Here is a 13,421-nt window from a genome sequence, read left to right on the forward strand (position 1 = left end):
AACCACCCTAGCCCTGCAAGGCTTCCCACATGTCCAGATCGCGCTGGGCCGTCCAGATGCGGGGGTGTTCGATCCCGCGCGCCTCGTCATAGGCGCGGGCGACGTTGAAGGGCAGGCAGTGTTCGTAGATCGCGTAGTCCTTGAACTTGGGATCGCAAGCAGCGCGGACGGCATCCCATGCCTCTTTCAAGGAGCCGCCACAGGCCGCAATGCGGGCCACCGGATCATAGGTGCTATCGACAAAATCACGGGTGCTTTCGATGGCCCGTTCAACCGCAGATTTACCGACAAGGGCAGCGCCCCTGCCTGGTGCAATCGCATCCACATCAAACGCCGCGATATTGTCGAGGGTGTGACCCCATTCGTTGAAATAACCATCGCCGCAATAGCAGGCGGAATGGTCCTCGACGATGTCACCAGTGAACATGACATTCTCATCCGGTACGTGAATGACGATGTCGCCGGCGGTATGGGCACGGCCCAGATGCATCAGATCAACCCGCCGATTGCCCAGATAGACCGTCATCGTGTCGCTGAAGGTCGTTGTGGGCCATGTCAGGCCCGGGATGCTTTCATGCCCTTCGAACAGGCGCGGAAAGCGTTGGAATTCACTGTCCCAGTCTTCCTGCCCCCGTTCGGCGACCATGCCGCGCGCGGTATCGCCCATAATAATCTGGTCGGCATCATAAGCGCTGGCCCCCAGCACCCGGACCGCGTGATAATGTGTCAGCACCACATGGCTGATCGGCTTGTCGGTCACGCTGCGCACCTTTTCAATGACCTTCGCAGCGAGTAACGGCGTCGCCTGCGCCTCGACAATCATGACGCTGTCATCACCGATAATGACGCCGGAATTCGGATCACCCTCGGCCGTAAAGGCCCACAGATCACGCCCGACCTCGTCAAAGCTGATCTTCTTTTCGGTCATGTCCCCTTGGGATGCGAAAGCCTTAGCCAATGTTGTTGTCCTCTTATACTGGGAATTTGGGGGCCGGTCTGATCGTGCCGGTACATTCACCAAACCCGATTTGATAGCCGTCACCCTTGGCGGCACCATGCAGAGTCAGTTTGTCACCATCCTCGATGAAGGTGCGCGTCTCGCCGGTGGATAGGGTCAACGGCTCTTTGCCACCCCATGTGAGTTCCAGCAGACTGCCGCGCTGATCCTTCTCCGGGCCAGATATCGTACCCGACCCCAGCAGATCACCGGTATTCATCGCGCAGCCGGAACTGGCGTGATGCGCCAATTGCTGCGCGGCGGAATAGTACATCTGGTTGTAGTTGGTGTGCGTAATGGTGGTGGCACCCCTGCCCTTTGGCGCCATCGTGACCTGCAGGTCTATGTCATAAAGCATCGGCCCCGGTTCACGCAGATAGGGCAGAAGGTCTTTTTCACGTTGTGGGGTCGAGGTGCGGAACGGTTCCAGCGCGGCTTTGGTCACGATCCAGGGGCTGATCGATGTGGCGAATGCCTTGGCTTGAAACGGGCCCAAAGGCTGATACTCCCACGCTTGAATATCACGTGCAGACCAGTCGTTCAGAAGCACATAACCAAAGATCATGTCGTCCGCTTCGGCAACGGTGACGGGCCGACCCAGTTCCGACGCGGTGCCAACGATCGCTCCCATCTCCAACTCGATGTCCAGCCGCTTGCTGGCGCCAAAGGATGGCATATCCGCATCAAGTGCCTTTGTCTGACCATTGGGGCGAACGATATCAGTGCCGCTGACCACGACCGACGAGGCGCGCCCGTTGTAGCCGATGGGAATGTGCAACCAGTTGGGTGGCAGCGCATTCTCGGGTCCGCGGAACATGGTGCCGACATTGGTCGCGTGGTGCTTGCCGGCATAGAAATCGGTGTATTCACGAACCTCAATCGGCAGATGCATGGTCGCGTCGCCTTGCGGCACAAGATGAGGGCGGATCGTGTCTGCTTTGGTGCTTTCTGCTGCCAATGACTTCTGAAGTGTTTCTCGAAACCATCTCCATAGACCGGGTCCGAGTTCCATGAACCCATTCCATGTTGAGGCAAGGAAGGGGTTGGCCACTTCTGAAGGTATCATGCCATGAAAGCTGATCACCCCAGCCTCTGACAACCCGCGCAGATCAAGGATCTGGTCACCAATGGCTACTCCACAGCGTCGATCGCCATCGCCAACAGAAAACACGCCGTAAGGCAGGTTATTCAGTGGAAAGGGGCGGTCGGCATTGTTTGCGCTTTCCACCCAGCTTTTCATCAGCGGCATGCGCTACTTTTCCCCCGGTGTTCCGTCGAACTTCTTCTCGAGGTCGCTCCAGCAGTCGATATAGTCGTCCTGCAGCGGGGCCTCTTGCGCTGCATATCTGGTCAGATGCTGGGGGAACCGGGTTTCGAACATGAACGACATGGTGTCCGACAGTTTCTCGGCCTTCAGGTCGGCGTTCGATGCCCCTTCAAACGCGTTCTTATCCGGCCCATGGGGCAGCATCATGTTGTGCAGGCTCATTCCGCCAGGCACAAAGCCCTTGGGCTTCGCATCATAAATGCCGTGAATGTTGCCCATCAGTTCGGACATGACATTCTTGTGGTACCACGGTGGGCGGAAGGTGTTTTCGGCCACCATCCAGCGATCACGGAATAGCACAAAATCGATATTTGCAGTGCCTTCTACCCCTGATGGGGCGGTCAGAACTGTGAAAATCGAAGGATCAGGGTGATCGAACAGGATCGCGCCGACCGGGCAATAGGTCCGCAGATCATATTTGCAAGGCGCGTAGTTGCCGTGCCATGCCACCACGTCCAGCGGCGAATGGCCGATCTCGGTTTGGTGAAACTGACCCGTCCATTTGACCGTGACTGTCGATGGCGTCTCGCGATCCTCAAATGCCGCAACAGGCGTTTTGAAATCGCGGCGATTGGCCATGCAGTTGGCCCCGATCGGGCCGCGCCCAGGCAAGTCAAACTTCTGTCCGTAGTTTTCGCAGACAAACCCCCGGCAGGGGCCGTCCAGCACCTCAACGCGGTACACCAGCCCGCGCGGGATGATCGCAATCTCCTGCGGTTCAATGTTGATCACACCCAGCTCCGTACAGAACCGCAACCGACCTTCCTGTGGTACGACCAAAAGCTCGGAGTCGGCGGAAAAGAAATAGGCATCCACCATGCTTTCGTTCACAAGATAGATATGGCTCGCCATGCCGACCTGTGTGTTCACGTCACCTGCGGTTGTCATCGTCCGCATGCCGGTCAGCCAGTTCAGCGGCTGATCCGAATGAGGCACCGGATCCCAACGATACTGGCCAAGCGAGATCACATCAGGGTCGATATGCGGCGCGGATTTCCAATGTGGCAAATCAATCTTCTGAAACCGATGCGTATGCTTCACCGACGGGCGGATGCGATAGCACCAGGTCCGTTCATTCTGATGGCTCGGCGCGGTAAAGGCGGTGCCTGAAAGCTGTTCACCATAAAGCCCGTAGTTGCATTTCTGGGGTGAATTCATGCCTTGCGGCAAGGCACCCGGCAGCGCCTCTGTCTCAAAGTCGTTTCCGAAGCCGGGCATGTAGCCGGCCACCGTTCCGACCGAGGTTCCAGCCGATTGCAGCGCATGGGGCGAGATGTCTTTGTTCATGGCAACCTCCTGCTTGCGCCTTCAGATATTAGTTGTTTTTGTAACTAACAAGCCATAGTTTCCGCCGATGACCGATGATACCCCTTTCGACCTGCAGGATTTCCTGCCCTACCTTCTCAATCAGGCCGCCGAAATGTCGAGCCTTGATTTCCAGCGCTATTACAAAGCCAGGTACGGGATGCTGCGCACGGAATGGCGGGTGGTTTTCCATCTCGGGCACTATGGTGACATGACCGCGAAAGAAATCTGCATCCGCGCCCGCATCCACAAGACCAAGGTCAGCAGGGCCGTGTCAGCGCTGGAAAAGCGGCGCTTTCTGACCCGAACGCCGCTACCCGATGATCGGCGGCATGAAACGCTGAAATTGACAGCCGCGGGGCGCGCGGCATTCCGTGATCTCTACCGCGCCGCGCAGGATTTTGAGGCAAACCTGACAGCCCCTTTCACTGATGAAGAGGTGGCAACCTTGCGTCGCTGCCTTGTAAAGATTGCCAAGTTTTAGCGGAATACCTATCACGCGCGATAAGCGACAACCTCTTGTCGTTGAGTGCCCAACCCGTCGATCCCCAGTGTGACGACATCACCGGCCCGCAGGTATTGCGCTGGCTTCATTCCCATGCCCACGCCGGGCGGCGTTCCCGTCATGATGACATCACCGGGCATCAGGGTAATAAAGCGGCTGACGAATGATACGATGTCGGCCACCGGAAAGATCATGGTTCGTGTATTTCCCGTCTGCCGCCTCTCACCATTGACGTCCAGATACATGTCCAATGCCTGTGGGTCCGGCACTTCATCCTTCGTCACAAGCCACGGGCCGATAGGGGCAAAGCTGTCGCAGGATTTGCCTTTGATCCATTGGCCGCCGAAATCCATCTGAAAGCTGCGTTCGGACACGTCATTGGCCACGCAATAGCCAGCGACATGAGACAGGGCGTCAGCTTGCGAAACATGCCTTGTTTCGCTGCCGATGACGACGCCCAGTTCTACCTCCCAATCTGTCTTTTCCGACTCCTTCGGGATGATGATCGGGTCATTGGCACCTGTGGCAGGGCAAGCTTTCATGAACAGAATGGGGTGGTCGGGGATAGGCATGTTCGCCTCGATGGCGTGGTCGGAATAGTTCAGGCCGATACAGAAGATCCGGCGGATATCAGACAGGATCGGCTCATATTCTCCGCTGATCAGTGGCAGATCTGCAGGATCAATTGCCCGCAATGCGTCCAACGCTGCGGGACCCACAGTTGCCCCGTCCACATCAGCGATATGCCCGCCAAGATCACGCAGTTGCCCATCGGCATCCACCAGCGCAGGGCGTACTCCACCATCAGTCCGGATACGGCAAAGCTTCATCTGATCAATCCTTGTATGTGTTACCGGATCATAACCGGCACATCAGCACGGCCAACATTAAAATAATGTATACATTATACTTGACGCAAGACGCGTGACAGCGTTTTCTGCCGTCATGACGGTAGGAGTGTGAGAATGTTACTTGGCTGTATCGGCGATGACTTTACCGGGTCGAGCGATCTGGCAAACACGCTGGCCAAGGGCGGAATGCGCGTGACGCAGTATACCGGTGTGCCCGACACCAAGGCCGGCACCGGCGTTCAGGCGGGTGTTGTGGCGCTCAAGTCCCGTTCTGTTGAACCGGGCGAGGCTGTGCGCAAATCACTACAGGCCCTGGATTGGCTGTTGGCGCAGGGTTGCCGGCAAATCTTTTTCAAATACTGCTCGACTTTCGACAGCACGGCTAAAGGGAACATCGGTCCGGTTGCAGACGCGCTCGCCGATGCTCTGGACGCGCACAAGGTCATTGTTTGTCCTGCCTTTCCGGGCACGGGGCGGTCGCTTTATCAGGGGCATCTGTTTGTCGGGGACAAGCCGCTGAACGAAAGCGGTATGCAGAATCATCCCCTGACACCGATGACTGACTCGGATATCCGGCGATGGCTGAAGCCGCAGACAAAATACAGTGTTGGTCATGTTGGAGTGCAGGATGTTTTTGCCGGGCCAGACGCAATCTCGGCCGCGCTTGAAAGGCAACATCAGGCAGGTCATCGGCACATTGTTGTTGACGCCATCCGCGATGCGGACCTGTATGCAATCGGTCAGGCGGCGCGGGAGTTGCCGTTGATCACCGGCGGTTCTGGCGTAGCACTGGGCCTGCCTGCCAATTTCGGCTGTAGCCCCGGAACCCCGCCATGGACCGGCCAACCCGGTAAGGCCATCGCGCTGTCCGGGTCCTGCTCGATTGCGACCCTTGGCCAAGTGGCGCAACACAAAGCTGACCATCCGGCGCGCGAGATCAACGCGGCAGATGTGATCGAAGGTCGGCTGACGGCCACCGATGTCGTTTCATGGCTGATGGATCAAACCGACTTACCGCTGGTCTACAGTTCGGCCGATCCGGCCGTCGTGAAAGACGTCCAAGCAGAATTCGGGCGCGAACGATCCGCCAGCGCATTAGAAACCTTCTTTGCCGAGGTCGCACGCCGCGCTGTAGCGGGCGGCGCCACCCGGGTGATCACCGCAGGTGGCGAGACGTCGGGTGCCGTGGTCGAAGGCTTGAGATTGAAAAAACTGGAAATTGGGCCAGAAATTGATCCCGGTGTGCCCGCCCTTCGCGCAGGCGACAAACTGGTCGTCGCATTGAAATCCGGCAATTTCGGCTCAGAGGATTTCTTTGCGAAGGCCGATGCCATGTTGCGCGGCTCATGAGCGCGGAGGCGAAGCTGCGCGAGCAGATTTGCCTGCTGGCCAAATCACTGTTTGATCGCGGCCTAACCCATGGCAGCACCGGAAATGTCTCTGCGCGCACGCCCGACGGTGGGCTGCTGGTCTCGCCCACAGGCACCAGCTTCGGGCGGCTCGACCCCGGATCGCTTAGTCGTTTTGATGATCAAGGTGCATTGATTGGTGGTGACAAACCGACCAAGGAGATGCCGTTGCATTCAGCCTTCTACGAAACCCGCGAAACGGCCGGGGCTGTGGTGCATCTGCATTCCTGTCACGCGGTAGCCTGGTCCATGATGCCTGATGCCGATCCCGACAACTTCCTGCCCCCGCTGACACCTTACGGGCTGATGCAACTTGGAAGGGTGAAGCTGTTGCCTTTCTTCCTGCCTGGCGATCCAGCGATGGGGGAGGCCGTGCGCGGACTGGCGGGCAAGCGCAGTGTTGTCATGCTGGCCAACCATGGTCCGGTGGTCGCAGGTAAGGATGTAGAGGCCGCCTGCAACGCCATCGAAGAACTGGAAAACACGGCCCGACTGGCGATGATGATGCGTGGCGTCACAGCGCGTGCCCTTACTGACGATCAGGTGCAAGCCGTGGTCACCGCGTTCGACATCGATTGGGACGACTAGAGCCGTTTCAACTGGCCATCCTTTGCAGAGGCTGTCGCTGCATCGGCCAGTATCTGTGCCTTCAACCCATCCTCACCGGACGGGGTCATGACGCCCCCTGACGCAACCGTCTCTACGAAATACGTCATCTCGGCTCGGTAAGCCGCGGCGTAGCGTTCGAGGAAAAACGGCTCTGTCGCTGCTCGCTTGAACCCGGCCTCGTTAGCCAGCTCTACCGTATTCTGGAGCTGGTTTTCGGCGCGCAGCAGGCCCTTGGACCCATGCACTTCGATCCGCTGATCGTAGCCATAACTGGCCCGACGCGAGTTCGAAATCTGGCAGATCTTGCCGCTGGCCGTCTTGAGCGTGACGGCGGCCGTGTCGAAATCCCCGGCCTCACCAATCGCAGGATCAACCAGACAGGACCCGGATGCATGCAGCTCGACCGGGTCTTCTCCCAGCAGGAAACGGGCCATATCCAGATCGTGGATCATCATGTCGCGGAAAATGCCGCCTGAGGTTTCGATATAGGAAATCGGTGGCGGGGACGGATCCCGCGACAGGATCGTTACCAGTTCCACATCGCCAATCACCTGATCCGCAATCTGGCGCTGCAGATGCGCAAAATTCGGATCAAAACGACGGTTGAAGGCGGTCATGAAAGGCACGCCGGCCTTTTCCACCGCTGCAAGACATTCCCCGATCCGGTCGACCGAAAGATCCACTGGTTTTTCGCAAAAGATCGCCTTACCGTTGGCGGCCGCCTGATGGATCAGATCGTAATGTGTGGTCGTGGGCGTCCCGATCACCACTGCATCGATAGCCGGATCAGCCAGCAAATCGTCGCTGCTCATCACCTTAGCGCCCAGACTGCCCGCCAGCGCCTGTGCGGCTGCTGGTACAGCATCGGACACCGCCACGGCACGCGCGGTCGTCATCCCGCGCAATGTCGCGCCATGCACCTGTCCGATGCGCCCACAACCCAAAAGCCCGATATTCAGCATTTCGTCATCCTTTCAATGCCGCCAACACCCGCCGGGTTGCTGCAACCATCGGGTCATGAGTCTCCTTCAGGATCGCCACCCGATCAAAACGGTCCGGGTCGGCATTCACCGCTGCACGCAAGGCATCACCAAATGCCATGCGCAGTTCGGTCCCGATATTGAACTTGCAGATATTGCTGGTCCGAGCGAGGCGCCTGCGCTGATCAACCGGCACCCCCGATCCGCCATGAATCACTAATGGCACATCCGTTAACGCCTGAATGGCAGCGATACGCCCTTCATCCAGCCCACCCTGCTTATCTTGCTGCAAATGCACATTCCCGACGGAGATCGCCATAGCATCCACACTCGTTTCGCGGGCGAACAGGGCTGCTTCTTCCGGGTCCGTCCCGGCAGAGCTCTCGCCATCGGCGTAGCCGACAAACCCAATCTCGCCCTCGCAGGAAATGCCCGCTCCATGCGCCATCTCGGCGATGGCCCTCGTCTCTGCGATATTGTCGGCTAGCGGTTTGCGCGAGCCGTCAAACATCAAAGATGTGAAACCGGCATCCAGTGCCTCCTTGCACTCGTCCACCGTATATCCGTGATCCAGATGCCCCACGACTGGGACGCGCGCACTTTCGGCCAGATGACGAAACATCTTGCCCAGAACAGGCAGCGGCGTATGAGCGCGGCAGCTTGGTCCGGCCTGCAGGATCACCGGGCATTCCTCGGCCTCTGCAGCAGCGACAAAGGCGCGCATATCCTCCCAGCCCAGCGTGACCAGCCCGGCCACTGCGTAGCCCCCTGCCATGGCAGGTTGCAGCACCTCTGCCAATGTAGCGAGCGTCATTTGAACTTCGCGATCATGTCTTTGATGCCCGGGATCGTTTCGATCTGATAGGCGTGGCTGGGCTGGAAATACTGAATCAGCGAACGCTGGGACAGGCCACCCAGAATAGTGAAGTAATACATTTGATAGCCCGGCAGAACCGCGCAAGGGTGATAGCCGCTATCAAGGCAGATCGTCGAGCCATCGACAATGTGGTAGGCATCACCCGGCTCGCCATCCTCGCGTTGCAGCATCTGCACACCGGACCCATGGTTGGGTTTGAAGCGGAAGTTGTAGGTTTCGTCATGGCGCGTTTCATCGGGCAAACGGTCCGTATCATGCTTGTGGCTGGGAAACCCTGACCAGCCGCCTTCGCCGACCGTGAACAGTTCCGACACCAGCAGGCGACCCACCTTGCCATGGTATTTGGTGCCAAGGATATGCTTGATCTTGCGATGGGTTTTGGTGTCGTCCGACCCGTATTGCACCAGATCAAGCTCATCTGACCTGATAGCGAATGCATCCAGCACTTTGTCATAACGGGCGCCGCAAACAAACACCTCGGCCTCGTCAGACTTGCACTCCATCACCGCCTTGGCCGCCGTGGGGACATAGACACCCTCAGGCTCACCATCCCAGACATCCTCGACCCGGTGGCCAAGTGCTGCGGCCTTGAACCCTTCGATATCGATATCGACCGTCCCGGTCGCGGGCACGATACAGGTCTCGTATCCCGGCACGGCATATTCGAACGCCTCACCCTTTTTCAGCTTTACGATGTTGAAATAGTTCAGGGGCACCGTCGGATCATCGATATCGACAATCGGTTTATTCTGGTTGTCATAGGGCGCGATATGCATGTGCTGGCTCCTTTATGCGTCGGTGGGACCGGGATGATCGGCCAGAAACTGTTCCAGAATGGCGGTGTCAGGCATGGCTGGGGCGCAGCCCGGCTTTGATACCGTAATGGCCGCGCAGGCCGACCCGCGCAAAATGCTCGTCTTCAGGTCATGCCCGGCAGCGAGCGAGGTCATCAGCCCCGCCATGAAACTGTCGCCCGCGCCGGTGGGTTTCAGGGCTTCGACCGTGTATATTCCGGTGCGGATCTCGCGCCCTTCGGCAAAGGTGATCGCGCCGTCCTGACCCATCTTGTAAACAACAATACCTGCGTTGTCGGCTGACAAGGCGCGCGCCTTGTCCAGCCCCTTGTCAATATGCCCGGCCATGAAACCGAATTCTTCATCATTGCCGACAATCATGTCGCAACGGGTTGCGGCCCGGCTCAAAACCTCTTCGGCAACCTTGGGCGATGGCCAGGAATAGGGTCGGTAATCCACGTCAAAGATGATCGGCAAACCGGCGTCTTTGGCTAGATCAAACGCCTTGAATGTGGCAGCACGGGACGGTTCGGCGGCAAACACGGTGCCCGCTGTGATCAGCGCGCCATACTGGCTGTAATCGACGGCCGCCACATCGCTGTCGTCCATCTGAAAATCCGCCGCGCCGTTGCGGTAGATAACCGTCTGATGATCATCGATCCGGCTTTCGTAGACTGCCAGCGAGTTGCGGTATTCGCCACCCACCGGCGTCACATGGCGGGGATCGACGCCGTAATGCTCTAGCTGGTTCACGCAGTAACGCCCGATGCTGTCATCGCTGACGCGGGTAACCAGCGCCGCCTTGCCGCCCAGCTTGCAGATACCGGCACCGATATTGGCGGACGACCCGCCAAGTGCGGCAGTGAATGTCACACCATCTTCGGTTTTCGTTCCAGGTGGATCAGGAAAGAAGTCCATGCCAGCCCGCCCAATGATGACAAAGCTGTTGGCCTTTATGCCGTCCATCAACCGCTTCATTTGCGGCCCACCGCATTGCCTGATTTGGCCTGATCCAGCACCTCCGGGTAAGGGTAGTTGAGTCCCAGCAACTGACGCAGGTCAGCCGAGGCATTGGTCATAAAATCGTCAGGCAGGGCGGCTGGCATGTCTTCCAACGGCTTGACCCATTTGGGGAGATAATTGATCAGGACGGCAGACCTGTCCTGATCGGACTTGTTCGGCATCGCGCAATGCCAGGCAACGCCGTAAAACAGCGCGACATCACCGGGTTCACCCAGCATCCTTTCGCATCTGTCATAGAAATTGTCAGCCTCGGTTGGATAGCGCAATTCTTTCTGCGAACCGGGCACATAGGCAGTGGCGCCCGTTTCTTCCGTAAACGGGTCGAGCAGCACAGAAACCTGCGCATTCATCGGGAAAGAGCCGTTCAACCCGACTGGATGCGTCTCTGCCTTGTAGAAATCCCAATAGGGATAATCGACATGCGGTTCCTGCCCCGGCCCGCCGGGAAGAATCCGGTTTGCCGCGATGGACCCCATGATGAACTCGGTCCCCAGAAACCTGCGCAGGATTGTCATGATCACTGGATGTGCGGCCATGTCGGAAAACACATCGCCCTTGGCCAGCAGGTTCCAGACCCGACGCTGCAGGTTCAGTTTGCCGTCCGCAGCGGCCTGCCCCTGAAAGTGGGTCACGGTATCCGCCTCTGCAGAATGTTCGTGGATGATGCGCCGCGCCTCTGCGATCTGATCGGCAGTGAACAGGCCCGAAATCAGAACTGCCCCTTTCTCGTTGAGCAATTCTTCAACGATGGTCACTGGATCAGCATTCGTGGCGTCAAAGCGCAGCATTCAGACCCCCTTGCGCTGACGGCTGCGGGTGCTTTCCCAATCCTTGTGGGCGGCGGTCACCTTTTCATGGTCTGAAACGTGCGGTGTCCCGACCTCCCACCAGGCATGGCCACCGGTCGTCCAGCCGTCATAGGGGTCAACCTTCATACAAATCACATAGGTCCGGTCGGCCGCCTTGGCCCGCGCAAATGCAACGGCGAGACCGGCGGGGTTATCCACAGTTTCGGCCAAGGCACCCATGGCGCGGGCATGGGCCTCAAAATCAACCTCGACCTGATGCGTTGCCGTTGGTGTATCGGCGATCAGATTATTGAAACTTTCGTTGCCCGTGTTGTTCTGCAGCTTGTTGATGACAGCAAAGCCGCCATTGTCCAGCAACAGCACGATCATCTTCTTTTCGGTCAGGACGGATGAATAGATGTCCGAATTCATCAAGAGATAGGATCCGTCGCCGGTAAACACGATCGTATCTCGCTCCGGCTCCATCTCGGCCTGCGCGATCCGGGCGCCCCAGCCCCCGGCGATTTCATAACCCATGCAGGAGAAACCAAACTCGACATCAACGGTCCCGATATCCAGCGTGCGCCAGTTCGCCGTTACCTCTGCCGGTAGTCCACCAGCTGCGGCAACCACGCGGTCGCGTTTGTGACAATGGGCATTCACCACCCCAATCGCTTGCGCGTATGAGGCGGGGCCATTGCCCACGCGGGTATTTTCGGCAACGTACTCGACCCACTTGGCACGCTCGGCCTGCGCCTGCGCTTTCCACGCATCAGGGGCCTTGTATCCGTCCAAAGCCTGACCCAGAGCATCCAGCCCAAGCTTGGCATCGCCCACGACAGCCAGCGACATATGCTTCGCCGCGTCATGGCGGGCGACATTCAACCCGATAATCTGGGCATCCTGCGCAAAGGCAGTCCATGATCCGGTTGTGAAATCCTGCAGGCGCGTACCAACGGCCAGGATCACATCCGCCTGCTCGGCAATTGTATTGGCGCTGTCTGATCCGGTCACGCCAATCGGGCCGATATTCAGCGGATGATCATCCAGAAGGTTGGCGCGACCGGCAATTGTTTCGACCACCGGAATGCCATGCGCCTCAGCAAATGCAGTTAGTTCTGCGACCGCGCCTGAATACTGCACACCCCCGCCTGCAATGATTATCGGGCGTTTGGCCCCGGCCAGGACAGCGGCAGCGTCGGCAACCTCTGCCACATCAGGTGCCTGACGGCGAATGCGATGCACACGCTCTTCAAAGAAAGACAGCGGATAATCGTAGGTCCAGCCCTGCACATCCTGTGGCAAACCGATAAACGCAGGACCACAATCGGCGGGGTCCAGCATGGTGTTCAACGCGGCTGGCAGTGACTGGATAATCTGAGCCGGATATGTAATGCGGTCCCAATACCGGGTTACCGCCTTGAACGCATCGTTCAGGCCCAGCGCGGGGTTCCCGTAATGCTCCAACTGCTGCAGGACTGGATCGGGCAGGCGTGTCAGAAAGGCATCGCCGCATAGCATCAGCATGGGCAAACGGTTGGCATGGGCAAGGGCAGAGGCGGTCAGCAGATTGGCGGTACCCGGCCCGGCAGAGGCTGTGCAAAACATGAAACGACGGCGCAGATAGGCCTTGGCATAGGCGGCTGCGGCAAATCCCATCCCTTGCTCATTCTGTCCACGATACAGCGGCAAGGAATCCTGATGATCATACAGCGCTTCACCCAGACACGTCACATTGCCATGGCCGAAAATGCCGAAGCCACCGCCGCAGACCCGGGTCCGCACACCGTCAACCTCGATATATTGGGCGGCCAGATAGCGGACGATGGCCTGCGCCACAGTCAAGGTAATCGTTGCCTGTCCCAAGCTGCCCTCCCCAAGCGGTGAAACCGAAAACGGCCAACATTCCTGTTGACCCGCGCTGCAACCAAAGATAACCATTTTGCAACCGGTTGC

13 protein-coding genes are annotated in these 13,421 nt (G+C 58.4%); 3 read left to right on the plus strand and 10 right to left on the minus strand.

Translation table 11 applies throughout. The features are described 5' to 3' along the window. Nucleotides 1-7: 7 nt before the first annotated feature. Genes ACFWW2_RS27230 through hmgA form a run of 3 tightly spaced genes read right to left on the minus strand, consistent with a single transcriptional unit; the run spans nucleotide 8 to nucleotide 3,611 of the window. Nucleotides 8-958 carry an MBL fold metallo-hydrolase gene (locus ACFWW2_RS27230; protein ID WP_393933935.1) on the minus strand — a complete coding sequence of 317 codons (951 nt, stop codon included), beginning with the start codon at nucleotides 956-958 and terminating at the stop codon, nucleotides 8-10. A gap of 13 nt (nucleotides 959-971) precedes the next feature. Then, nucleotides 972-2,246, minus strand: a complete 1,275-nt coding sequence (fahA, locus tag ACFWW2_RS27235; RefSeq protein ID WP_393933937.1) for a fumarylacetoacetase — start codon at nucleotides 2,244-2,246, stop codon at nucleotides 972-974. A gap of 3 nt (nucleotides 2,247-2,249) precedes the next feature. Next, nucleotides 2,250-3,611, minus strand: coding sequence for a homogentisate 1,2-dioxygenase (hmgA, locus tag ACFWW2_RS27240; RefSeq protein WP_393933939.1), 1,362 nt, complete (start codon nucleotides 3,609-3,611; stop codon nucleotides 2,250-2,252). A 67-nt stretch (nucleotides 3,612-3,678) separates the two neighbouring features. On the opposite strand from hmgA, the gene ACFWW2_RS27245 reads away from it, so the two are divergent. Further along, entirely contained in the window at nucleotides 3,679-4,113 is a 435-nt protein-coding gene (locus tag ACFWW2_RS27245; RefSeq protein WP_393933941.1) for a MarR family winged helix-turn-helix transcriptional regulator, read from the plus strand. Between the two features lie 11 nt (nucleotides 4,114-4,124). On the opposite strand, the gene ACFWW2_RS27250 is transcribed toward ACFWW2_RS27245, so the two are convergent. After that, nucleotides 4,125-4,964, minus strand: a complete 840-nt coding sequence (locus ACFWW2_RS27250) for a fumarylacetoacetate hydrolase family protein (RefSeq protein WP_393933943.1) — start codon at nucleotides 4,962-4,964, stop codon at nucleotides 4,125-4,127. Nucleotides 4,965-5,099: 135 nt separating this feature from the next. Between ACFWW2_RS27250 and otnK the strand changes: the two genes are divergently transcribed. Both otnK and ACFWW2_RS27260 read left to right on the plus strand, forming a co-directional pair. After that, the gene (otnK, locus tag ACFWW2_RS27255; RefSeq protein WP_393933945.1) at nucleotides 5,100-6,335 is read left to right on the plus strand and encodes a 3-oxo-tetronate kinase; all 1,236 of its coding nucleotides are present in this window, start codon (nucleotides 5,100-5,102) and stop codon (nucleotides 6,333-6,335) included. Continuing rightward, entirely contained in the window at nucleotides 6,332-6,982 is a 651-nt protein-coding gene (locus ACFWW2_RS27260) for an aldolase (protein WP_393933947.1), read from the plus strand. Before otnK ends, ACFWW2_RS27260 begins: the two co-directional genes overlap by 4 nt. Here ACFWW2_RS27260 and iolG read toward each other — a convergent pair. The 6 genes from iolG to iolD are packed head-to-tail and all read right to left on the minus strand — an operon-like array spanning nucleotide 6,979 to nucleotide 13,331. Further along, entirely contained in the window at nucleotides 6,979-7,965 is a 987-nt protein-coding gene (iolG, locus tag ACFWW2_RS27265; protein ID WP_393933949.1) for an inositol 2-dehydrogenase, read from the minus strand. The two genes, ACFWW2_RS27260 and iolG, sit on opposite strands and share 4 nt — an antisense overlap. Nucleotides 7,966-7,969: 4 nt before the next feature. After that, nucleotides 7,970-8,797, minus strand: coding sequence for a class II fructose-bisphosphate aldolase (locus ACFWW2_RS27270; RefSeq protein WP_393933951.1), 828 nt, complete (start codon nucleotides 8,795-8,797; stop codon nucleotides 7,970-7,972). Next, entirely contained in the window at nucleotides 8,794-9,636 is an 843-nt protein-coding gene (locus tag ACFWW2_RS27275; protein ID WP_393933953.1) for a 5-deoxy-glucuronate isomerase, read from the minus strand. Before ACFWW2_RS27275 ends, ACFWW2_RS27270 begins: the two co-directional genes overlap by 4 nt. A gap of 12 nt (nucleotides 9,637-9,648) precedes the next feature. Beyond that, nucleotides 9,649-10,632 (minus strand): 5-dehydro-2-deoxygluconokinase, encoded by a 984-nt coding sequence (gene iolC / locus ACFWW2_RS27280; RefSeq protein ID WP_393933955.1) that lies wholly within the window; start codon nucleotides 10,630-10,632, stop codon nucleotides 9,649-9,651. Next, a complete protein-coding gene (locus tag ACFWW2_RS27285; protein WP_393933957.1) occupies nucleotides 10,629-11,465 on the minus strand; it encodes a phytanoyl-CoA dioxygenase family protein in 837 nt (278 codons plus the stop codon). The genes iolC and ACFWW2_RS27285 overlap by 4 nt, the downstream gene beginning before the upstream one ends. Beyond that, nucleotides 11,466-13,331 carry a 3D-(3,5/4)-trihydroxycyclohexane-1,2-dione acylhydrolase (decyclizing) gene (gene iolD / locus ACFWW2_RS27290; protein WP_393933959.1) on the minus strand — a complete coding sequence of 622 codons (1,866 nt, stop codon included), beginning with the start codon at nucleotides 13,329-13,331 and terminating at the stop codon, nucleotides 11,466-11,468. It abuts the gene before it with no gap. Nucleotides 13,332-13,421 lie beyond the last annotated feature (90 nt).

Source organism: Yoonia sp. R2-816 (genome assembly GCF_046762905.1).
Classification (GTDB): Bacteria; Pseudomonadota; Alphaproteobacteria; order Rhodobacterales; family Rhodobacteraceae; genus Yoonia.